Here is a 21,775-nt window from a genome sequence, read left to right as displayed (position 1 = left end):
TCACCTTCCTATGGAGCAGGCCGGACCAATAAAACATCCTGAATGAAGAAGCCTGCCAGATACCGTTATAGATGCGGTCGATTCTGGGAGTTTCAAGCGTCCTGATGTTGATGCAGATCAGCCTAGTCTAGCGTTCGAGCCAGACCAGGGAGGCGAACCGACCGGTGCGCGGGTTGCGGCGGTAGGAAAAGAAGCGAGGATCGGTCACGGTGCAGAAACCGCCGCCGTATACAGCGCTGACGCCACGGGTCGCCAGGCGCAGGCGCGCCAGCTCGTAGATGTCAGCCATGAACTTGCCTTCGTTGCGACTGGGGATAAAGGCCTTGGTGGCATGCGGCATTTGATCGACAAAGGTTTGCCGTACTTCCGGGCCGACTTCGAAGGCTTGCGGGCCGATGGCGGGGCCGAGCCAGACCAACACGTTTTCGGGGGCAACGGCCAGGGCGTCGAGTGTCGCTTCCAGCACGCCCGCCGCCAACCCGCGCCAGCCGGCATGGGCCGCCGCAACCCGAGTACCGGCGCGATCGCAGAACAACGCTGGCAGGCAATCGGCCGTCATCGCCGCACAGGCTATGCCAGGGGTTGCCGACCAACTGGCGTCAGCGGTGGCGACCAGGCTGGGATCGGCGTGGGCCACGGCGATGCCGTGGACCTGCTTTAACCAGGCCGGCGCGATGGAAAAGTGATCGGTGAGGCGTCGACGGTTCTCGGCCACGGCTTCAGGCCTGTCCTCGACATGATCGCCAAGGTTAAGACTGTCGAACGGCGCCAGGCTGACGCCGCCCGTGCGGGTGGTCACACAGGCTTTTACCCCGGCAGGCGCTGGCCAGTCGGGAATCAGCCAGTCACTCATCCGACAAACGCCTCGCGATCCTGCTTGAGCAGGGTCAGCAGCCACACGAAGTCTTCCGGCAGAGGCGACTCCCAGCTCATGCGCTCGCCGGTAGTCGGATGCTCCAGCTCCAGGAACCGTGCATGCAGCGCCTGGCGGGGGAAAGTCTTCAATGACTCGACCATGGTCGGGTTCGCGGCCGGAGGAATGCGGAAACGACCACCGTAGGCCGGGTCGCCGACCAACGGGAAGTTAATGTGCGCCATGTGTACGCGAATCTGGTGGGTCCGACCCGTTTCCAGCTTGACCCTCACGTGGGTGTGGGAGCGGAACCGCTCGAGCACCCGGTAGTGGCTGACGGCTTGCTTGCCACCTTCCATCACGGCCATGCGTTGGCGCTGCTGGCCATGACGACCGATGGGCGCGTTGATCTTGCCGCCAGCGGTCACCACGCCGATCACGATGCATTCGTAGATACGGCTGACGCTGCGACTCTGCAGTTGTGCAACGAGCTTTGTCTGCGCCTGAATGGTCTTGGCCACCACCATCAATCCGGTGGTGTCCTTGTCCAGGCGATGCACGATACCGGCGCGCGGGACGTTGATGATGTCCGGCACATGGTGCAGCAAGGCGTTGAGCAAGGTGCCATCAGCATGGCCAGCGGCCGGGTGCACGACCAGGCCTGCGGGCTTGTTGATCACCAGGATGTCGTCATCTTCATAGACGATGTCCAGCTCGATGTCCTGAGCGACCCATTCGCCCTGGGCTTCCTGCTCGGCGGTCAACTCAAGGACGGCGCCACCGTGGACGATGTCTCGCGGGCGGATTACCGCCCCATCCACAGTCAGGCGGCCTTCTTTGATCCAGGCGGAAAGGCGCGAGCGCGAGTGCTCGGCGAAGAGTTGTGCGGCGACTTGATCGAGGCGTTGGCCGCCCAATTCGGACGGCACCTCTGCGCGAAGTTCAATTTTATCGGACATGCTCGGACTGGGCGTCGGCACAGCCTTTGGTTTCGGCTGCGCGCTTGTGGTTAAATACGGCGTCTTTTGCCCCGAGGCTATTCATCGGGGCGCTCATCATAACAGGACGGCCTCGCCCAAGACAGCGGCCGTCATAGGGACGCAAGCCGCCATGCAAGTGAAACACCTGCTGCTGATCGCCATCCTCGCATTGACCGCTGCTTGCTCATCGAAGGAAGTCGTAGACGAAAACCTCAGTGAAGTCGAGCTGTACCAGCAGGCTCAGCATGACCTGGACAACAACAGCTACACCGCTGCAACAGCCAAGCTGAAGGCGCTGGAGTCGCGTTATCCGTTCGGTCGTTATGCCGATCAGGCTCAACTCGAGCTGATCTATGCCAACTACAAGAACACTGAGCCAGAGGCTGCAAAATCAGCCGCCGAACGCTTCATTCGACTGCACCCGCAGCATCCCAACGTCGACTACGCCTACTACCTCAAAGGCCTGACCTCGTTCGACCAGGACGTCGGTCTTCTGTCGCGGTTCCTGCCGCTGGACATGACCAAGCGCGACCCGGGCGCTGCCCGCGACTCCTATAACGAGTTCGCCCAGCTGACCAGCCGTTTCCCGAACAGCCGTTACTCGCCTGATGCCAAGCAGCGCATGATCTACCTGCGCAACCTGCTGGCCGCCTACGAGATTCACGTGGCCGACTACTACCTGACCCGTCAGGCCTACGTCGCTGCCGCCAACCGTGGCCGTTACGTGGTGGAGAACTTCCAGGAAACCCCATCGGTCGGCGACGGCCTGGCGGTGATGACCGAAGCCTACCAGCGCCTTCACCTGGATGAACTGGCTGCCACCAGCCTGGAAACCCTGAAGCTCAACTACCCGAACCATCCAAGCCTGGTGGACGGTCAGTTCGTACCGTCCATGGACGAAGCCGACAACCGTTCGTGGCTGAGCAAGGCGACTCTGGGCCTGATCGAGTCCCGTCCACCGCTGCCGCCGGGAGAAACCCGCGCCAACCAGGACGTGCAGAAGCAGTTCCAGGACGCCAAGGATGCGATTCCGAACGAGCTCAAGCCTAAAGATGAAAATGGCGACGTGATCGAAGAAGAAGAGCATGACGCGGCTGGCAACAACGAAGACCGCTCGTGGTTCAGCTACATGACCTTCGGCGTGTTCGACTAAGACCTGCGCGCAATACCGAAAAGGAGCCCTCGCCGGCTCCTTTTTTATTGTCTGTCGAGCGCTGAGGCTGTGCGCTGCCCATGTCCTTGGCTAAACTGCTGAATCTCTCGTCATAAAGCAGCTCATCATGCTTCGTTTATTGTTCTGGATCGCCCTGATTGCCGCTGCGGTATGGTTCTGGCGCAAGTTCAAGGGACCGACCGGCGTGCCAAAGTCCTCCGCCGAACTGGAAGCCGCACCGATGGTTCGCTGCGCCCACTGTGGTGTGCACCTGCCACGCGACCGCGCGCTGAATCTTCAACAACAGTGGTATTGCAGCCAGGCTCACCTTGAGCAAGGCCCGGGCTCCAGTGAGCGCTGAGGCTTCCAGCCCCGATAGCAAACAAGCCCAGCGACTGCTGCGCCTTTACCATCTCTACCGCTTGAGCATCGGCATCACGCTGGTGCTGCTGATTTCCAGCAACCTGGATAATCAGCTGCTGACCTCAACGAATGACAACCTGCTTCGCAATGGCAGCTGGTTGTACCTGGTGCTGAACATTCTGCTGGTCGTGTTCCTCGAGAACATCCGCCGCCCTGCTCAGCTTTTCAGCCTGGCACTGGTCGATGTCCTGCTGCTGTGCAGCCTGTTCTATGCCGCTGGCGGTGTCGCCAGCGCCTTCGGCAACCTGCTGGTGGTCACCGTGGCGATCGGTAACGCCCTGCTGCGGGGCCGCTTGGGCTTGCTGATAGCCGCTGTAGCCGCACTGGGCATTGTCGGACAGAGCTTCCTTCTGGGGCTCAGCCAACCCGCCAGCCCCAATGATTACTTGCAAGCCGCCACACTGGGCGCGCTGTGCTTTGCCGCGGCCCTGCTCGTGCAAGCGATGATGCAACGCGTGGAGGTGAGCGAGACCCTCGCTGAAAAGCGCGCCAGTGAAGTCGTGGAGCTTGAGGCTCTCAACGCGTTGATCTTACAGCGCATGCGCACCGGCATTCTGGTGCTCGATGATCAGCGACACGTGCAACTGGCCAACCACAGCGCCTTGGCCCTTTTGGGTCAAGACACGCTTGAAGGTCAATTGATCGACGACTGCTCCCCCACCCTGATCGAGCGCTTACACCTGTGGCAGAGCAACCCGACCCTGCGTCCCCAAAGCGTGAAAGTCGCCGGCAGCGGTCTGGAACTGCAACCGAGCTTCATTGCCCTGGACCAGAGCGCGAACCGCCAGACCCTGGTGTTTCTTGAGGACCTCGCGCACATCACCCAGCACGCGCAACAGCTCAAGCTCGTCGCCCTTGGGCGCCTGACCGCAGGGATCGCCCACGAGATACGCAACCCCTTGGGTGCCATCAGTCACGCCGCCCAGCTCTTGCAGGAATCGGAGGAACTCAACGGCGCGGATCGGCGTCTGACCCAGATCATCCAAGATCACTCCCAGCGCATGAACCGGATTATCGAAAACGTCCTGCAACTGTCACGCCGCCAGCAGACCGTGCCGCAACGGCTCGACCTGAAGCCGTGGCTGGAACGGTTCGTGGCCGAAAGCCGCGAGGGTGCGCTCGATAACCAGCAGATTCACCTGCGCATCGCAGAGGGTGATTTCAATACCCTGATGGACCCGAACCAACTCACCCAGATACTCGACAATCTGGTACGCAACGCCTGGCGCCACAGCGCTCAGCAGCACGAGCAGGCACAGGTCTGGCTCGATCTGTTCATCGATGCCGACACCCAACTGCCGATCATCGAGGTGCTGGACGACGGAGCCGGCGTGACCACCGAACAACAGGTCCATCTGTTCGAGCCGTTCTATACCACCAGCGCTCAAGGCACGGGGCTTGGGCTCTATCTGTCCCGTGAGCTGTGCGAAAGCAACCAGGCCCGCCTAGACTTCAAATCACGCCAAGGCGGCGGTTGCTTTCGCATCACCTTTGCTCACGGACGGAAACAAAGTTGAATATGAGCCCACAGCAAAAAGTCCTGATCGTCGACGATGAACCGGATATCCGCGAGCTGCTGGAAATCACCCTGGGACGCATGAAGCTTGACACTTTCAGTGCTCGCAACCTGGGTGAGGCGCAAGCGTTGCTCAAGCGCGAGACCTTCGACCTGTGTCTTACAGACATGCGCCTGCCGGACGGCACGGGCCTGGACCTGGTGCAACACATTCAGCGACGCTACCCGCAACTGCCAGTGGCCATGATCACCGCCTACGGCAACCTGGAGACGGCGATCAACGCGCTCAAGGCCGGGGCGTTCGATTTTTTGACCAAACCGGTGGATCTCTCCCGTCTACGCGAGCTGGTCAGCAGCGCGCTGCGCATGCCCGCACCAAGCAGCAGCGTCGATCGCCGCCTGCTGGGCGACTCACTGCCCATGCGCAGTTTGCGCAAACAGATCGACAAACTGGCGCGCAGCCAGGCACCGGTCTACATCAGCGGGGAGTCCGGCAGCGGCAAGGAGCTGGTGGCACGGCTGATCCACGAGCAAGGCGCGCGAGCCAATCAGCCGTTTGTCCCGGTTAACTGTGGGGCGATCCCGTCGGAGCTGGTGGAAAGCGAGTTCTTTGGCCATCGCAAAGGCAGCTTCAGCGGCGCCATTGAAGACAAACCCGGACTGTTCCAGGCGGCCCATGGCGGCACGCTGTTCCTCGATGAAGTGGCGGATCTGCCACTGTCGATGCAAGTCAAACTGCTGAGGGCGATTCAGGAAAAGGCTGTGCGCAGCGTAGGCGGCCAACAGGAAACCGTGGTCGATGTGCGTATCCTCTGCGCCACCCATAAAGACCTCGATGCCGAAGTGGCCGCTGGACGCTTCCGCCAGGACTTGTACTACCGGCTCAACGTCATCGAACTCAGGGTGCCGCCGTTACGCGAGCGCCGCGACGATATCGAATCGCTGGCCGGGCATGTTCTCAAGCGCCTCGCCGCAGTGACCGGCCAACCTGTGGCCAAACTCCATCCGAAGGCCCTCGACGCGCTCAAGGGCTATCGCTTTCCGGGCAACGTGCGGGAACTGGAAAATGTGCTCGAACGGGCGCATACCCTGTGCGAAAACAAACAGATCGAAACCGCAGACCTGCGCTTGGTCGAGGGCAACAGCAGCGCAGAAAACGGCGTGCCGGATCTGACCCAGATCGACAACCTGGAAGACTATCTGGAAAACGTCGAGCGCAAACTCATCCTCCAGGCCCTGGAGCAAACCCGCTGGAACCGCACGGCGGCGGCGCAGCGATTGAATCTGTCATTTCGGTCGATGCGTTACCGGTTGAAAAAACTCGGGTTGGATTGAAATTCGCTCCTACAGGAGGAGCTAGCTTGCTCGCGATGAATGCCCGAGCACCGCGGGCATTCAGACAGCCCGCGTCATCGTTAACGACCATCGCGAGCAAGCTCGCTCCTACAGACGTCTGTGTTCCCCTGTGGAGCGAGCTTGCTCGCGATGAGTAACCGGGCACCGCGGCATTCAGACAGCCCGCGTCATCGTTAACGACCATCGCGAGCAAGCTCGCTCCTACAGACGTCTGTGTTCCCCTGTGGAGCGAGCTTGCTCGCGATGAGTAACCGGGCACCGCGGCATTCAGACAGCCCGCGTCATCGTTGACGACCATCGCGAGCCTGCTCGCTCCTACAGAGGTCTGTGTTCCCCTGTAGGAGCGAGCTTGCTCGCGATGAATGCCCGGGCAACGCGGGCATTCAGACAGCCCGCGTCATCGTTAACGACCATCGCGAGCAAGCTCGCTCCTACAGACGTCTGTGTTCCCCTGTAGGAGCGAGCTTGCTCGCGATGAATGCCCGGGCACTACGGGCACTCGCTCCTACAGTCGTCCGATAGGGGCATAGGGGGCTGGATCGATGATGGGGGTGCGGCCCAGCATCACATCGGCGAACAACTGGCACGAAGCAGGCGCCAGCACGAGGCCGTTGCGGTAGTGCCCACAGTTGAGCCATAACCCGTCAAAACCCGGCACTGGGCCAATGTAGGGAATGCCCTCCGGCGAGCCCGGTCGCAATCCGGCCCAGTGCCCGACCACTTCTGCATCCGCCAGCGCCGGAATCAATTCCACGGCCGTTGCCTTCAGGCTCTCCAGCGCCGACTCGGTCGGCGTCTTGTCGTAACCTTCGTGCTCCAGCGTGCTACCGACCAGGATGTGCCCATCCCGACGCGGAATGGCGTAGCGGCGTTTGGCCAGGACCATGCTTGGCAGGAAGTCAGCCGCACACTTGTAGAGAATCATCTGACCTTTGACCGGCTCCACGGGAAGTTCCAGCCCCAGGCCCTTGAGCAAGTCACCGCTCCAGGCACCAGCGGTCAGGACCACCTGATCGCCGTGAACATCACCCTTCGACGTCTGCACACCAACGACCTTATCGCCTTCACGAATGAATCCGCCGACTTCACATTGTTCGTGGATCGTCACGTTCGGCAGCGCCTGCAAGGCTGCCTTGAGCGATTTGACCAGCCGCGGGTTGCGCACGTTGGCCACATCGGCCATGTAGATGGCCCGGGAAAATCCAGCGCCCAATACCGGGACGGCATCGTGCACAGCCGAGATATCCACAGCCCGTAACGGTCGACCTTCCCGCTCGGCCCATTCGAGGGCCAGGGCTTCATCTTCCAGGTCCAACCAGTACAGCCCAGTGACGTGTACCTCCGGGTCCACTCCGGTGGTGGCAAACAGCCGCTCACCCAGTTGTGGATAAAAATCCTGCGACCAATGCGCCAGTGCAGTGACCGCCGGGCTGTAACGCCATGGGTACAGCGGCGAAACAATGCCACCACCGGCCCAGGACGCCTCTTGCCCGACACTCGCTCGATCCAGCAGCACAACGCTGTGCACTTCGGAGGCGAGATTGAACGCCGTCATCAGGCCAATCACACCGCCGCCGACGATCACTACTTGCTGTTGCATGGTCATGTTTCGATCCAAACGTTAGATAGACAGAGGGCACACAAAGCGCCCGAACGATGAAACTCAGCGGCCCCAGCAATCCTTCGTGGTCAGCCCGGACGCTGCGTTAACCATGCTTCTGACGCCGGTGTTGGTGATGGTGAAATCGCCGCACTTGTCAGTGGCCATGGCGCTGCCGGCCTTGCGGGTGGCGGTCAGCAGGAACGTCTGGTCCGTCAGGGTCGGGGTGATGGTGTAGAAATCGTTGCCGGTGCTCAAACCAGTGGCACCGGTGTAGACGCTGGTGGTGTTCTTTGAATAAAAACGCTCAAGCAGTTGCGCCTGCTCGGACAGCAAACCGGTCACTTCTGCCCGCCGTCCTTTTTTCACGTATTCGGTAAGGCTCGGGTAGCCAATGGTGATGACGATACCAATGATCGCAATCACGATCATGATTTCGATCAGGGTAAAACCTCGGTTGGATCTGCGCATGCCTGAACTCTCACTCACTGAATTTGCCGCCACATGATGCGACGGCTACCGCCGCCGGCCTTCTCCACCAACGTAGTGGGTGTTCCACTGGAGTCGTTCACGACCTTGCGCGCTCCGCCGTTGACGATGGCATTCAACATCGGCATCCCCCCGGAGAACACCACCCCGCTGGATATCATGTCCGCACTGTCGACTACCCCGTCGCCATTGGTGTCGAGCACGGCGTAGTTGAGCATCTTACCGCTGAACGCATCCAGTTCGATCAGCTTGCCGGTTCCGAAACTGGCGCAGGGGTCCGTGGTATCGACCGCCGCCGTGGTGAAGACGATCCGCCCCAGCACCAAAGCGGCCTGGTTGATGACCCGCTCGCCGGTCAAAAGGTTGTTGTAGACCAAGGGCAGATACCAGCCCTTTTTCCCCGGATAAATCACTTCGTTCTGACTGGTGGTGACGAACTGTCCCGAACTTCCCGAAAACACGCCCGTGATCGACTGGGCCTGCAAACTGGACGTAGTGATCTGGCCAGAACCACCGTCCGCATCCCACACCGCATAAAACGCCTGAAGATCCTTGTTGGTCTTGTCCACGGCCTCGTTGAATTTGCCGGTGCCAAAAAACACCACCTTGCCGCCCAACGAGTTATCGGCCAGCAACGGCTGCGCCGTGATCGGCTGAGTAGTACCGCCCGCCGCCGTGAACAAAGGCTTGCCGGAAAACGCCACGCCCCAACTGTCAGGGCTGACACTGCTCAAATCGAATTTCCACAACTGCCCTTCCAGGTCACCGCCGTAAGCGGCCTGCACCACATTCTGGGAGTTGACCTTGAGTTTCACCGAGGAGAGGCCGTTATTGGTGTCGCTCGGGTCGACGACGATCTTCCTGATCAGCGAGCCATCGCGAATATCCACCACATACAGCGCTGCTACACCGGAGTTACTGCCATAACCGTTGGCAATGAACGCCGCCCATCGACCATCGGCCAAGCGTGCCACGTCCGGGCGCGCATAGGCATAACCCAGATCATTGAAAGTGTTTGCGGTATTGGCTGTAGCCGGCGCACTGAGCTCCCACAGCGCCTTGATCGCGTTACCCGCCGACGCATCAAACAGCTGCAATGCGTAAAACGTCTTACCGCCCGCGCCTGTGCCCCCCAGTGCCAGGGTTTTCCAGGCGCCGGCCAGTTGCGCGTCGAATACGCCGACCTGTCCGTCGACCAGAAACTTGTGGCTCACACCGTTGATATAGGTGGTGTCAGCGATGTAACGCAGAGATGGCAACACACTGGAAGGCATATAGGCATAACGCCGGGCGCCGTTACCTGCATTGATCACACTGACAAAACCGTCGTTGCCATTGACCACCAGGTTGCTGTTCATGTTGCTGGCTTTGGTTGCCAGATAGTTGCTGTAGCTGGTGTCGTTCGCCAGGTCGGACGCGGTTTGTTCCGTGGGCGATGCCAGCACCAGGGGCGAGTTGATAATGTCACCGAGCAGAACGGTACGGGTTTTCAACCCGGTCTTGTTGGTGCCTTTGCTCCATTCCACCAGATCGCTGCCCGTGATGCCGGTGGGCAGGCCTTGGCTCAGTACCGTCTGCTGCGCCGGAGCGAAATTGGCGAAAGCCAGAGCCACAGGGGCGTTGCTGGCGCTGTTCCAGGACTGATAAGTCGGCGCGGTGGCGCCGGGCACGATGGCGGTGTCGGTGGTCCAGAGCACCGAAGAGGTGTTCACCGAACCGGTAGCACTGAAACCATAGGATTTAATCGTGCCACGCCAATCCTTGGGGTCGTAGCTGGTTTGATAGTAAGCAGATCCGACCCCGACAATGGCGCTGCTGGTAGTGCCGCTGCCTCCGGAACCGGCTTTGGAGGTGATATCGCTCAGCGCCGAGGCCAATGCCGTACTGAGCCCGGCACTGTCGGTTGCCTGATAATACTTACCCTGCCCGTAGCTCGCGGCATCCGACAACATCTGGTTCGCAGCGGTGAAACCCACGGTGTAGGTGTTCATGTTCTGTTTGGGAAAATCCACCGCATTCCAGCTTTTGCCGGCGGCGTCGGTGCCAGTGCTGCGCATGTCGATGTCGAAAGCGAACTTGGCAATGTCGTCCAGGTACAGGGTGTCGCCCTCGCCGTCTCCATTGAGATTGTCGCCATCGTTCGCGCTGTTGCCGTCCCAGTTTGGCAGGCGGCTGCCCCCAAGCGGATCATTGGTCGCAAAGGTGCGGTCGTAAGTCGGCAAACCATCGGTGATCACCACGCCATAGTTTTTCTGGCAGCGATACTGGATCGGGCTGGTGTAGGTCGTGGGCGTCGAGTTGTAGTACGGCGCCATGCCGCGCATGTAGCGGGTGATCTCGTAGTAGGTTTCCGCCAACGGGGTATTGGCGATCGCGCTCAAACCATTGATCGAATTGATCAACGCGTTGTAGTTGGCGTCTGCCTGCGCTTGGGTGACGCTGCCACTGACAGGGGACAGGTCGCTGATGCCGCGGGCGATGAATCCACCGGGGCCTGGGTTGCCGCTGGCGGGAGGGTTGAACGTCGACAGGCCGATCCGCAGCGAACGGTTGTTGCTGACGAGGCTGGTCGAGACATCCTGCGCAACGCTGATCCGGTAATCATTGGGAATGGCACCGGTGGTGTAGTCCCGGTTCGCCCCGTTGGCCTGTGAAACCAGGTAAGACAGGTAGTTCGCCGTGTAACGGGTATTCTGATTCCCCACCGGGTCCGGCAGCTTCAGGCAAATTGACCCCAGCCCCAAGAGTCCTCGATAGAAGCCGAACCAGTTGCCGTTGGTCGAACAACCGCCACGGTTGAGGCTCGATAAAGCAATGTTGGTATCGCTCATGTCCAGGTTCTGGCCGCCAAAACACGAAAAACTGGAATTGCAGTTCGCAATTTGGGGACGGTTCGCCGTCGGATCAAAACCTGGCGCCCAAATGATGTTGTTCATGCTGCCCGAATCATCGATGAGCAACATCACGTTGGGCGGTACTGCCGCTGCACTCAGCAAAGGTGAGTCCGAAGGCGTGAACGCGTACACCGGGGCCGACAGGTACGCTCCCACCGCAACGCCACACAGCCACTGCCGCCACTTGTGCACGCGCGAGTCAGTACTTGGCATAAATGCTCTCCACCACGCTGCGCACGTTGTTGCCCACGATGGCCACTGCCGTGATGCGGTAGAGCGTCGCAGAGGTGTTGCTCGGCACGTTCACCGCGTTCAGCGAGGCGCCGATGTTTTGTACCCCATAGAAACCGTTGGCCACACCGACCCAGGTTACGCCCGACGTCGCGTTTACCCCGGCGGTGGTGAGCGTTGCCGATTCGGCAGGCGGTGCACATTGGGTGGTGCCGCTGCACACCGGCAGGGTGAAGGTGCTCATCTGCACCACACTTTCACCGATACGCAGCACGGCTTCGGCGTTCTGGAACGACTGGTTGCGCAAGGTCACACTGCTGGCCATCTTTTCCTGAAGCGTGGCGTTCTGCATCGACGAAATGCCGATCAGCGTCAGCAGTAAGAGGAATACCAAGCTGACCAGCAACGCCATGCCGCGTTGACCGCCAGGGTTCATGGATTGAACATTCATCAGTCGCCCCGTCATGGCAATCGGTTGCGCAGGGCCGCAACCACGCTGAAGGTCTGGTCGCGCACCTGTCGGTTGGGATCCGTGAGGGTCAACGTCAGGCGCACACTGCGGATCCGAGCCGCGTCCGAAGGGTTGCTGCTATAACTCGACGCGGCACCTTCGGATGCCGAACTGGCCATGCCGAAACTGACGTTGAAGGCGCTGACATTGTCGACCAGCACGGCCTGGGCGGGCGCACTCGGTATTCCGGAACCGACCCCCATGGTGAGCTGGTTGTTCTTGAGGCTGTAGATCAGGCGCCGGATGGGAAACGCCAATTGCCCCAAGGCGGGCGTTCGCGCTTCCGAGTACGCCGTGGACGTGTTTCGACAGTCGGACACCACCGTCCAGGTCGGCGTACCTCCACCGTTTCCGACATCGGCCGTCACCAGGGTCAGCCTGAGATTGGCGTTGTCCCAACTGATCGGGTTGGCCTGATTCGCACTGAAGCCAGCCCCCGAGCTGGCATCGGTGATGGTGGCCACGCAACCGAACATCCCCACCATTCGGATTTCCTGGATCATCTTGCTCAGCACGAAACGCGCATCTTCCTGCATGTTGGCAGCGGCGTTTTGGCTGACGTAAGTGTTCTTGGCCGCGATGAATACCTGCGCCACCCCGAGCACCACCACCAGGCTCAGCACCAGGGCGATCAGCAATTCGATCAGGCTGAAACCACGACTGTGCCCCCGGTTCATGGCGTCACCACCGGATCGACGGCGGCGCGACTGGTCAGCACAAGGCTGCGGCGGGAGTCGGCAGCCTTGGCGGCCCGCGAGTCGTCCCAGGTGATGGTGATGGTGTACACCCGTTGGTTCAGCGTGACAGTGCCGGTGGCCGTGCTGCCGAGGAAATTGCGGATGTTGGAGGCGAAGTCGTACAGGTCCTGGTCCCGCGCAACACTGGGATTGCCCGAGGTCGGAGGCGTTACGGTGTAGTCGGCGCCGGAATTGGCTCGAATGCGGTCCAGCATGTCATAGGCGATGAAACTCGCCTGGCTGGTCATCCGCGAGCTGTCGGTGTACTTCAGTGCATTGAGCTGAAATGCCGCCGCGCCCAGCAACCCGACACTCAAAATCAACAAGGCGACCAGTACTTCGATCAGCGTGGTGCCTTCCTGTGCACGCTTGCTCCATTCCCTCATCCGCAACTTCCGCCCAATAGAATTCGTCCGTTCAAACACACTGTCAGCGTCCTGCTTTGCGCCCCCAGTACATAGTTGATCACCACCGCCGTGGAAGGTGCCGAGAGACCGCCCAGATTGTTGAAGTCGATGGCGGTCACTCCTGAGGTTAGCGTCAGAGTGGCGCCACTGCTCATCGCAGGAACAACCCGCAATACATTGGCCGGATTGCCAGTACCGTCATAAATCGACAGTTCTCCCGTCCAGGTGGTGCCGCCCGCCGTCGGTCGCACGCGTGTGGTGATCCCCCGATCAATGGCCTCCAGCCTGGCGTAATTCAAACCGCGTTGCAGATCGCCCATCTCGGTATCGGCCCGGGTGCCTTGTATCGAACGGGTAAACATTGGCACTGCCAGAGTGATCAGCACCAGGAAAACAGCGAGTGCGACCAGCAACTCGATCAGCGTGAAACCTTTTGAACGATGATCCATCGATGCCCTCCGTTGCCGTCGGCTATACCTGTAACACGCTAGAACATTCGACCGACAGGGGTACGGTTGTTTTGCCATTACTCGCGCAAGGATCGCGCGCGCCACCCCGCTCCAGGGAGGGAGATACCATGCACCAGCAAGGTTTCAGCCTGATCGAACTGCTTATGGGACTGACGATTGTCGGGATTGTTCTGTATTGGGTCAGCCCGGCGATGGCCGTGTTCACTGAGTCGATACAGCGCAAGGAAGCCGCCAGTTCGCTGATCAGCGGCATCCGTCATGCCCGCACGCTGGCGATGACACGAAGTCAGGCCGTGGTGATCCATGGCATCGACGGAGATTGGGGCCAAGGCTGGCGCGTCATTCTCGATGTGAGCGGCAAAGGCGCGGATGACCGTGACAACCCGCTGATCTCAGAGCACGCGAATGGCAACAAACTGGCGATTGTCGGGAATGAAATGGTGACGAGCTACATACGCTTCAGTAGCTTGGGAATGCCGCTGATGACTCATCGCAGCTTTCAAAATGGAACGTTGCATTTTTGCGATGCTCGCAAACCGATCAGTCAGCTACAAGTCGTAGTGTCCCGCTCCGGCCGCGCCAGCCTGCGCAACCAAAAGGCCGAGCAGGCTCTATGCGAACGGTGAATCAGGTCAGCGAGCGAACCCGCAGCTCTTTGGGCATCGAGAACGTGATGTTCTCCTCGCGCCCGGCCAGCTCATCGGCGCCGGTGGCACCCCAGGCCTGCAATTGCTGGATCACGCCGCGCACCAGGACTTCCGGAGCGGAAGCACCGGCGGTGATGCCAATACGTTCGACGCCATCGAACCAGCTCTTTTGCAGGTCTTCGGCACCGTCGATCAGGTACGCCGGGGTGGCCATGCGCTCAGCCAGTTCACGCAGCCGGTTGGAGTTGGAGCTGTTCGGGCTACCGACCACCAACACCACATCACATTCGTCGGCCAGGGTCTTCACCGCATCCTGACGGTTTTGCGTGGCGTAGCAGATGTCGTCCTTGCGCGGGCCACCGATGGCCGGAAAGCGAGTACGCAGGGCATCAATGACACGGCTGGTATCGTCCATGGACAAGGTGGTCTGAGTGACAAACGCCAGTTTTTCCGGGTTGTTCACCTGCAATGCGGCGACGTCTTTCTCGTCTTCCACCAGGTAAATCGCCCCACCATTGCTGCCATCGTACTGGCCCATGGTGCCTTCGACTTCCGGGTGGCCGGCATGGCCAATCAGGATGCATTCACGACCGTCGCGGCTGTAGCGCGCAACCTCGATGTGCACCTTGGTCACCAACGGACAGGTGGCATCGAACACCTTGAGGCCACGCCCGGCGGCTTCGGTTCGCACGGCCTGGGATACGCCATGGGCACTGAAGATCACGATGACGTCGTCCGGCACCTGATCCAGTTCTTCGACGAAGATTGCGCCGCGAGCACGCAGGTCTTCGACCACGAATTTGTTGTGGACCACTTCATGGCGCACATAGATCGGCGGACCGAAGACTTCCAGGGCGCGGTTGACGATTTCGATCGCCCGATCCACTCCGGCGCAGAAGCCACGGGGGTTGGCGAGTTTGATTTGCATGGTGTGCCTCGTGTGTCGCTTACAACGCCGTGACGGAAATGATTTCCACGTCAAAGGTCAATGTCTTGCCGGCCAGCGGATGGTTGAAGTCGATGGTCACTTGCTCGTCATCGAAGACTTTCACCACGCCAGGCAGTTCAGTATTGGCCGCATCGTTGAAGATCACCAGCAATCCCGGCGACAGCTCCATGTCCTTGAACTGCGAGCGCGGGATGACCTGGACGTTTTGCGGGTTAGGCTGGCCAAAGGCGTTTTCCGGCTGAATGGTCAGCGTGCGTTTGTCGCCGGCCTTGAAGCCAAACAGCGCGGCCTCGAAACCTGGCAGCAGGTTGCCATCACCGACCTTGAAGGTCGCCGGTGCCTTGTCGAAAGTGCTGTCGACCGTGTCGCCGTTCTCCAGGTTCAGTGCAAAGTGCAAAGTGACTTCGGTGTGCTCTCGGATGCGTTGTTCAGCCAATACCTGTTCAGTCATGAACGGCTTCTCCAGTTTTTTTGGATTTGAACATGTCCAGCGCCAGCATCACCGCGCCCACAGTGATTGCACTGTCAGCGAAATTGAACGCCGGGAAATACCAGCGGTTCTGCCAATGCACCAGGATGAAATCGATCACATGGCCCAGGGCGATGCGGTCATACAGGTTGCCCAGCGCGCCACCCAGCACCAACGCCAGGGCGACCGCCAGCCAGGTTTCGTTACGCCCCAGGCGCTTGAGCCACACCACCAGTACCGCGCTGACGGCCACGGCGATCAGCGCGAACAACCAGCGCTGCCAGCCGGAGCTGTCAGCCAGGAAGCTGAACGCGGCGCCGGTGTTGTAGGCCAGGGTCCAACTGAAGTAATCGGGGATCACCACGATTTGCTGGTACATCTTCAGCGAGCCCTCGAAGTAGAACTTGCTGGCCTGGTCGATGACCAGGACCAGCAAACTCAGCCAGAGCCAACCCAGCCGTCCAAAACGACCAACGCCATTAGGCATAGTGACGAACCTCGCCAGCACCGCTGATGTTGTCCACGCAGCGGCCGCAGATTTCCGGATGTTCCGGATTCACGCCGACATCTTCACGGCAGTGCCAGCAACGGGCGCATTTGGCGTGAGCCGACTTGACGATCTTCAGCTTCAGGCCGCTCACTTCAGTGACCACGGCATCGGCCGGTGCCTGCGCCAATGGCGCAACGCTGGCGGTGGAGGTGATCAGCACGAAGCGCAGTTCGTTGCTCAGCTTGGCCAGGTCGGCACTCAGTGCGTCTTCGGCGAACAGCGTCACTTCGGCTTGCAGGTTGCCACCGACGGCCTTGGCGGCACGCTGGATTTCCATTTCCTTGTTGACCGCGACCTTGACCGCCATGACCCGGTCCCAGTACGCACGATCCAGCTCGAAGCCTTCCGGCAGTTCGGTCAGGCCTTCGTACCAGGTGTTGAGCATCACCGATTCGTTACGCTCGCCCGGCAGGTACTGCCACAGCTCGTCGGCGGTGAACGCCAGGATCGGTGCGATCCAGCGCACCAGCGCTTCGCTGATGTGGAACAGCGCAGTCTGGCACGAACGCCGAGCCTTGCTGTCGGCGCCGGTGGTGTACTGGCGATCCTTGATGATGTCGAGATAGAAACCACCCAACTCCTGCACGCAGAAGTTGTGGATCTTGGAGTAGACGTTCCAGAAGCGGTATTCGCCGTAATGCTCTTGCAGCTCGCGCTGCAGCAGCAGGGTGCGATCCACCGCCCAACGGTCCAGGGCCAGCATTTCTTCAGCGGGCAGCAGGTCGGTGGCCGGGTTGAAACCGGTCAGGTTGGAGAGCAGGAAGCGGGCCGTGTTACGGATACGCCGGTAGGCGTCCGCACTGCGTTGCAGGATCTGCTCGGACACCGCCATCTCACCGGAGTAGTCAGTCGAGGCGACCCACAGACGCATGATGTCGGCGCCCAGGGTGTCGTTGACTTTTTGTGGTGCGATCACGTTGCCCAGCGATTTGGACATCTTGCGGCCAGACTCGTCGACAGTGAAGCCGTGGGTCAGCAGCTCGCGGTATGGCGCGTGGTTGTCGATGGCGCAACCGGTCAGCAAGGATGAGTGGAACCAGCCGCGGTGCTGGTCCGAACCTTCCAGATACAGATCGGCACGCGGGCCGTTTTCGTGGCCCATTGGGTGCGAACCGCGCAGAACGTGCCAGTGCGTGGTGCCCGAATCGAACCAGACGTCCAGGGTGTCGCTGATCTTGTCGTACTGCGGCGCTTCATCACCCAACAGTTCGGCGGCGTCCAGTTTGAACCAGGCCTCGATGCCTTCGACTTCGACGCGTTTGGCCACTTCTTCCATCAGCTCGACGGTACGTGGGTGCAGCTCGCCGCTTTCCTTGTTGAGGAAAAACGGGATCGGCACGCCCCAGTTACGTTGGCGAGAGATGCACCAGTCCGGACGGTTGGCGATCATCGAGTGCAGGCGCGCCTGGCCCCAGGCCGGCACGAACTTGGTGTCTTCGATGGCCTTGAGCGAACGCTGGCGCAGGGTCTCGCCAGTGGCTGGCTGCTTGTCCATGCCGATGAACCACTGCGCGGTGGCGCGGTAGATCAGCGGGGTCTTGTGGCGCCAGCAGTGCATGTAGCTGTGTTCGATGACAGCGGTGTGCATCAGCGCATCGACTTCGGTCAGTTTGTCGACGATGGCCGGGTTGGCCTTCCAGATGAACTGGCCGCCGAAAAACTCCAGCGACGGCACGTATACGCCGTTGCTTTGCACCGGGTTGAGGATGTCATCGTTGACCATGCCGTACTTCTTGCAGGTCACGAAGTCGTCCACGCCGTAGGCAGGAGCGGAGTGAACCACGCCGGTGCCGGCGCCCAGCTCGACGTAGTCGGCCAGGTAGACCGGCGACAGACGGTCGTAAAACGGGTGACGGAAGTTGATCAGTTCCAGCGCCGAGCCCGGTGCAGTGGCCAGTACCGAGCCTTCGACGCCGTAGCGCGACAGGCACGCCTCGACCAACTCTTCGGCCAACACCAGCAGCTTGCTGCCGATATCGACCAGGGCGTAGGTGAATTCCGGGTGGACGTTCAGCGCCTGGTTGGCCGGGATGGTCCACGGGGTGGTGGTCCAGATCACGATGGCAGTCGGCTTGGCCAGCGACGGCAGGCCGAACGCGGCAGCCAGTTTGCCTTCGTCGGCAATCGGGAATGCCACGTCGATGGTCGAGGACTTCTTGTTCTCGTACTCGACTTCCGCTTCGGCCAGTGCCGAACCGCAGTCGAAGCACCAGTTCACCGGCTTGAGGCCCTTGAACACGAAACCGCCCTTGACGATTTCGGCCAGGGCACGGATTTCACCGGCCTCGTTCTTGAAGTCCATGGTCTTGTAGGGGTTGGCAAAGTCGCCCAACACGCCCAGACGGATGAATTCGGATTTCTGCCCTTCGATCTGCTCGGTGGCATAGGCACGGCACAGTTCGCGGGTCTTGTCCGCGCCCAGGTTCTTGCCGTGGGTCACTTCGACCTTGTGCTCGATCGGCAGGCCGTGGCAGTCCCAGCCCGGAATGTACGGCGCATCGAAGCCCGACAGGGTCTTGGAGCGGATGATCATATCCTTGAGGATTTTGTTCAGCGCATGACCGATGTGAATCGTGCCGTTGGCGTACGGAGGACCGTCGTGAAGGACGAACTTCGGACGATCCTTGCCAATCTCGCGCAACTTTCCGTACAGGCCAATGCTGTCCCAGCGCTGCAGAATCTGCGGTTCGCGCTGAGGCAGGCCGGCCTTCATTGGGAAGGCGGTGTCCGGAAGGTTTAACGTGGCTTTATAGTCGGTCATTTAAGGCTCTTCATTAGCGATGGGCGCTAGGTGCGGCTAGTGCACGGGCGGCGGCGACATCCGCGTTGATCGCCGTTTTCAACGCCTCCAGAGAGGCGAAACGCTGCTCTTCACGCAGCTTGTGGTGGAAAACCACCGTCAGACGCCGGTCATACAGATCGCCGGCAAAATCCAGAAGATGGACTTCGAGATGGGCTTTGCCATCTCCCTGGACCGTGGGCCGTACGCCAATATTGGCGACGCCTGGCCAGGTCTTGCCGTCGATGTCGACATTGACCAGATACACCCCGGTCAGCGGCACTCGACGACGTTTGAGTTGAATGTTGGCAGTGGGCGTACCCAGTTGGCGCGCCAGTTTCTGTCCGTGCAATACCCTTCCGGTAATCTGGAATGGACGCCCGAGCAGGCGCTCGGCCAAGGCGAAGTCAGCGGCCGCCAGGGCATTACGCACCTGGGTACTGCTGACGCGAATGCCATCGAGCTCGACGGTTTGCGCGGCTTCGACGGTAAAGCCTTGCATGACACCAGCCTGTTGCAGGAACTCGAAATCGCCGACCCGGTCACAGCCGAAGCGAAAGTCGTCACCGACTTCAAGATGCTTTACGCCCAGGCCGTCGACCAGAATGGTATCGATGAATTCGCTGGCACTGAGCTTGCTCAGGCGCTGATTGAACGCCAGGCACAGTACGCGATCGACGCCCTCGCCCGCCATCAACTGCAGCTTGTCGCGCAATCGGGCCAGGCGCGCCGGCGCGGTGTCAGGAGCGAAGAACTCTCGCGGCTGCGGCTCGAAAATCACCACGCAGCTGGGTACGCCCAACTCGCGCGCACGCTCACGAAGTCTCGCCAGGATTGCCTGGTGACCACGGTGAACACCGTCAAAGTTGCCAATAGTGGCGACACAGCCCCGATGCTGGGGGCGCAGGTTTTGAAGGCCTCGAACCAGCTGCATAACGCGCTTCTTGCTCATAAAGTGGTCGATTATAACCACACCCGGCGGCCGACGACAGGCAGCACCGTAACCCAAAGTGATCGAGCCGACAAAACCGCCGGCCCGCCGATGATTTTCAAGGCAAAGTCTTCAGCTCAACGCCTTGCGATTGAAGTCGCGTAAACGGAAGCCCATTAACAGCAACATGCCGAAATACGAAACCACACCCGCCGCGACCAACCCGCCCAGGCGCAGGAAACGCTCGAGCATGTGCCCCTGATCCCACGCCGGCAGGAAGTGCATCCCGGCCAGCAATACCCCAGACATCACCAGCACGGCGATTACCAGCTTGGCGCCAAACTTCGCCCACCCCGGTTGCGGTTGGTACATCTGCTGCTTGCGCAGTTGGTAAAACAGCAACCCGGCATTGAGACAGGCACCCGCACTGATGGCCAGGGCCAGACCAGCATGGGCCAGCGGACCGATCAACATCAGGTTGAACAACTGCGTAACAATCAGCGTGAAAATCGCGATTTTCACCGGCGTGCGGATGTTCTGTTGCGCGTAAAAGCCCGGCGCCAGCACTTTGATCACGATAATACCGAGCAAACCGACCGAGTAGGCAATCAGCGCTCGCTGCGTCATGGCCGCATCGAAGGCACTGAACTGGCCGTACTGAAACAGCGAAACCGTCAGCGGCTCAGCCAGGATCCCCAATGCCAGGGCACAAGGCAGCACCAGCACAAAGCACAGGCGCAGGCCCCAGTCGAGTATGCGCGAATATTCGGTCCGGTCCTGACTCGCGTAGGTCTTGGCCAGGGTCGGCAGCAGAATCGTGCCCAAGGCCACGCCCAGCACGCCGGACGGCAATTCCATCAGACGGTCGGCGTAATACATCCATGACACGGAACCGGCCACCAGGAACGAGGCAAAAATCGTATTGATGATCAGTGAAATCTGGCTGACCGACACCCCGAGAATCGCCGGCAGCATCTGCTTCATGACCCGCCACACGCCACTGTCACGCAGATTCAGGCGCGGCAGCACCAGCATGCCGATCTTTTTCAGTGCCGGCAGTTGATACAACAGTTGCGCCAGGCCGCCGGCCAGCACCGCCCAGCCCAGGGCCATGACCGGCGGATCGAAATACGGCGTCAGGAACACCGCGAAGATGATCATGCTGACATTGAGCAGGGTCGGCACGAAGGCCGGCACCGAGAAACGGTTGTAGGTATTGAGGATGGCGCCTGCCAGTGAAGACAGGGAGATCAGCAATATATAAGGAAAGGTCACGCGCAGAAGACTGGAAGTGAGCTCGAATTTTTCCGGCGTGTCGGTAAAACCTGGCGCGGTCACCCAGATCACCCAGGGCGCGGCGAGCATGCCCAGCGCGGTCACCAGCGCCAGCACCAGCGTCAGCAGCCCGGATACGTAGGCAATGAAAGTGCGCGTTGCCTCCTCGCCTTTCTGGTTTTTGTATTCGGCGAGAATCGGCACAAACGCTTGGGAGAACGCTCCCTCAGCGAAGATTCGGCGTAACAGATTGGGCAGCTTGAACGCGATAAAGAAAGCATCCGTTGCCATCCCCGCACCGAAGGCGCGCGCGATGAGGGTGTCGCGTACGAACCCCAGAACTCGGGAAAGCATCGTGATAGAGCTGACGGCCGCCAATGATTTGAGCAGATTCATTAAAAGAGTTCGCGCCTGTCGATAAACAGCAGGCGAACAATGCGCCTACTTGTGCGATACTCCGCGCCGCAACAGCACAGAGCCAAAGCTCGCGAGTTTACAGGTCAAACGCCGGAAAGAAATCTCCCGCCTCTTTATACCTACCACTTAGCGGAACGT

The 21,775-nt window shown here is 60.3% G+C and carries 21 protein-coding genes; 6 read left to right on the top strand and 15 right to left on the bottom strand.

Annotation, left to right across the window (positions count from 1 at the left end):
* Positions 1-127: 127 nt before the first annotated feature.
* Together pgeF and rluD are read right to left on the bottom strand one after the other, a co-directional pair.
* On the bottom strand, positions 128-853 hold the full coding sequence (pgeF, locus tag AB4N64_RS28980) for a peptidoglycan editing factor PgeF (RefSeq protein ID WP_460120773.1): 726 nt from the start codon (positions 851-853) through the stop codon (positions 128-130).
* Entirely contained in the window at positions 850-1,812 is a 963-nt protein-coding gene (gene rluD, locus AB4N64_RS28975) for a 23S rRNA pseudouridine(1911/1915/1917) synthase RluD (protein ID WP_460120771.1), read from the bottom strand. The genes pgeF and rluD overlap by 4 nt, the downstream gene beginning before the upstream one ends.
* Before the next feature lie 151 nt (positions 1,813-1,963).
* Here rluD and AB4N64_RS28970 point away from each other — a divergent pair, with 151 nt between their 5' ends.
* From AB4N64_RS28970 to AB4N64_RS28955, 4 genes are all read left to right on the top strand, one after another.
* The gene (locus AB4N64_RS28970) at positions 1,964-2,986 is read left to right on the top strand and encodes an outer membrane protein assembly factor BamD (RefSeq protein ID WP_460120769.1); all 1,023 of its coding nucleotides are present in this window, start codon (positions 1,964-1,966) and stop codon (positions 2,984-2,986) included.
* Positions 2,987-3,113: 127 nt separating this feature from the next.
* The gene (locus tag AB4N64_RS28965) at positions 3,114-3,347 is read left to right on the top strand and encodes a PP0621 family protein (protein WP_460120767.1); all 234 of its coding nucleotides are present in this window, start codon (positions 3,114-3,116) and stop codon (positions 3,345-3,347) included.
* Entirely contained in the window at positions 3,337-4,926 is a 1,590-nt protein-coding gene (locus AB4N64_RS28960) for a sensor histidine kinase (protein WP_460120765.1), read from the top strand. The genes AB4N64_RS28965 and AB4N64_RS28960 overlap by 11 nt, the downstream gene beginning before the upstream one ends.
* A 2-nt stretch (positions 4,927-4,928) precedes the next feature.
* The gene (locus AB4N64_RS28955) at positions 4,929-6,260 is read left to right on the top strand and encodes a sigma-54-dependent transcriptional regulator (protein ID WP_460120763.1); all 1,332 of its coding nucleotides are present in this window, start codon (positions 4,929-4,931) and stop codon (positions 6,258-6,260) included.
* Between the two features lie 526 nt (positions 6,261-6,786).
* On the opposite strand, the gene thiO is transcribed toward AB4N64_RS28955, so the two are convergent.
* The 7 genes from thiO to AB4N64_RS28920 are packed head-to-tail and all read right to left on the bottom strand — an operon-like array spanning position 6,787 to position 13,599.
* Positions 6,787-7,887 carry a glycine oxidase ThiO gene (thiO, locus tag AB4N64_RS28950; RefSeq protein ID WP_460120761.1) on the bottom strand — a complete coding sequence of 367 codons (1,101 nt, stop codon included), beginning with the start codon at positions 7,885-7,887 and terminating at the stop codon, positions 6,787-6,789.
* Between the two features lie 57 nt (positions 7,888-7,944).
* Entirely contained in the window at positions 7,945-8,352 is a 408-nt protein-coding gene (locus AB4N64_RS28945) for a type IV pilin protein (protein ID WP_460120759.1), read from the bottom strand.
* Positions 8,353-8,366: 14 nt separating this feature from the next.
* Positions 8,367-11,477: a pilus assembly protein gene (locus tag AB4N64_RS28940; protein WP_460120757.1), complete on the bottom strand. Its 3,111-nt coding sequence runs from the start codon at positions 11,475-11,477 to the stop codon at positions 8,367-8,369.
* On the bottom strand, positions 11,464-11,946 hold the full coding sequence (locus AB4N64_RS28935) for a pilus assembly PilX family protein (RefSeq protein ID WP_460120755.1): 483 nt from the start codon (positions 11,944-11,946) through the stop codon (positions 11,464-11,466). Before AB4N64_RS28935 ends, AB4N64_RS28940 begins: the two co-directional genes overlap by 14 nt.
* An 11-nt stretch (positions 11,947-11,957) precedes the next feature.
* Entirely contained in the window at positions 11,958-12,683 is a 726-nt protein-coding gene (locus AB4N64_RS28930) for a PilW family protein (protein ID WP_460120753.1), read from the bottom strand.
* Positions 12,680-13,129 carry a type IV pilus modification protein PilV gene (gene pilV / locus AB4N64_RS28925; protein ID WP_460120751.1) on the bottom strand — a complete coding sequence of 150 codons (450 nt, stop codon included), beginning with the start codon at positions 13,127-13,129 and terminating at the stop codon, positions 12,680-12,682. Before pilV ends, AB4N64_RS28930 begins: the two co-directional genes overlap by 4 nt.
* Positions 13,126-13,599 carry a GspH/FimT family pseudopilin gene (locus AB4N64_RS28920; protein WP_460120749.1) on the bottom strand — a complete coding sequence of 158 codons (474 nt, stop codon included), beginning with the start codon at positions 13,597-13,599 and terminating at the stop codon, positions 13,126-13,128. Before AB4N64_RS28920 ends, pilV begins: the two co-directional genes overlap by 4 nt.
* A gap of 128 nt (positions 13,600-13,727) precedes the next feature.
* Here AB4N64_RS28920 and AB4N64_RS28915 point away from each other — a divergent pair, with 128 nt between their 5' ends.
* Positions 13,728-14,246: a GspH/FimT family pseudopilin gene (locus AB4N64_RS28915; RefSeq protein ID WP_460120748.1), complete on the top strand. Its 519-nt coding sequence runs from the start codon at positions 13,728-13,730 to the stop codon at positions 14,244-14,246.
* Position 14,247: 1 nt separating this feature from the next.
* Here AB4N64_RS28915 and ispH read toward each other — a convergent pair whose 3' ends face one another.
* From ispH to ribF, 5 genes are read right to left on the bottom strand one after another with little or no spacing between them, the layout of a single operon-like run.
* Entirely contained in the window at positions 14,248-15,195 is a 948-nt protein-coding gene (gene ispH / locus AB4N64_RS28910; protein ID WP_460120746.1) for a 4-hydroxy-3-methylbut-2-enyl diphosphate reductase, read from the bottom strand.
* A gap of 19 nt (positions 15,196-15,214) precedes the next feature.
* Complete coding sequence (gene fkpB / locus AB4N64_RS28905; RefSeq protein ID WP_460126891.1) at positions 15,215-15,652, bottom strand: FKBP-type peptidyl-prolyl cis-trans isomerase; 438 nt, start codon at positions 15,650-15,652, stop codon at positions 15,215-15,217.
* A gap of 7 nt (positions 15,653-15,659) precedes the next feature.
* Positions 15,660-16,172: a signal peptidase II gene (gene lspA, locus AB4N64_RS28900; RefSeq protein WP_460120744.1), complete on the bottom strand. Its 513-nt coding sequence runs from the start codon at positions 16,170-16,172 to the stop codon at positions 15,660-15,662.
* Positions 16,165-18,996, bottom strand: a complete 2,832-nt coding sequence (ileS, locus tag AB4N64_RS28895) for an isoleucine--tRNA ligase (protein WP_460120742.1) — start codon at positions 18,994-18,996, stop codon at positions 16,165-16,167. Before ileS ends, lspA begins: the two co-directional genes overlap by 8 nt.
* A gap of 13 nt (positions 18,997-19,009) precedes the next feature.
* Positions 19,010-19,948 (bottom strand): bifunctional riboflavin kinase/FAD synthetase, encoded by a 939-nt coding sequence (gene ribF / locus AB4N64_RS28890; RefSeq protein ID WP_460120740.1) that lies wholly within the window; start codon positions 19,946-19,948, stop codon positions 19,010-19,012.
* Between ribF and AB4N64_RS28885 the strand changes: the two genes are divergently transcribed.
* The gene (locus AB4N64_RS28885; protein WP_460126901.1) at positions 19,856-20,110 is read left to right on the top strand and encodes a hypothetical protein; all 255 of its coding nucleotides are present in this window, start codon (positions 19,856-19,858) and stop codon (positions 20,108-20,110) included. The two genes, ribF and AB4N64_RS28885, sit on opposite strands and share 93 nt — an antisense overlap.
* Here the strand turns inward: AB4N64_RS28885 and murJ are convergent.
* A complete protein-coding gene (gene murJ / locus AB4N64_RS28880) occupies positions 20,078-21,616 on the bottom strand; it encodes a murein biosynthesis integral membrane protein MurJ (RefSeq protein WP_460120739.1) in 1,539 nt (512 codons plus the stop codon). The two genes, AB4N64_RS28885 and murJ, sit on opposite strands and share 33 nt — an antisense overlap.
* Positions 21,617-21,775: the final 159 nt, after the last annotated feature.

The organism is Pseudomonas sp. S2_C03 (assembly GCF_054668405.1).
This window is presented reverse-complemented; position numbering and strand designations above follow the sequence as displayed.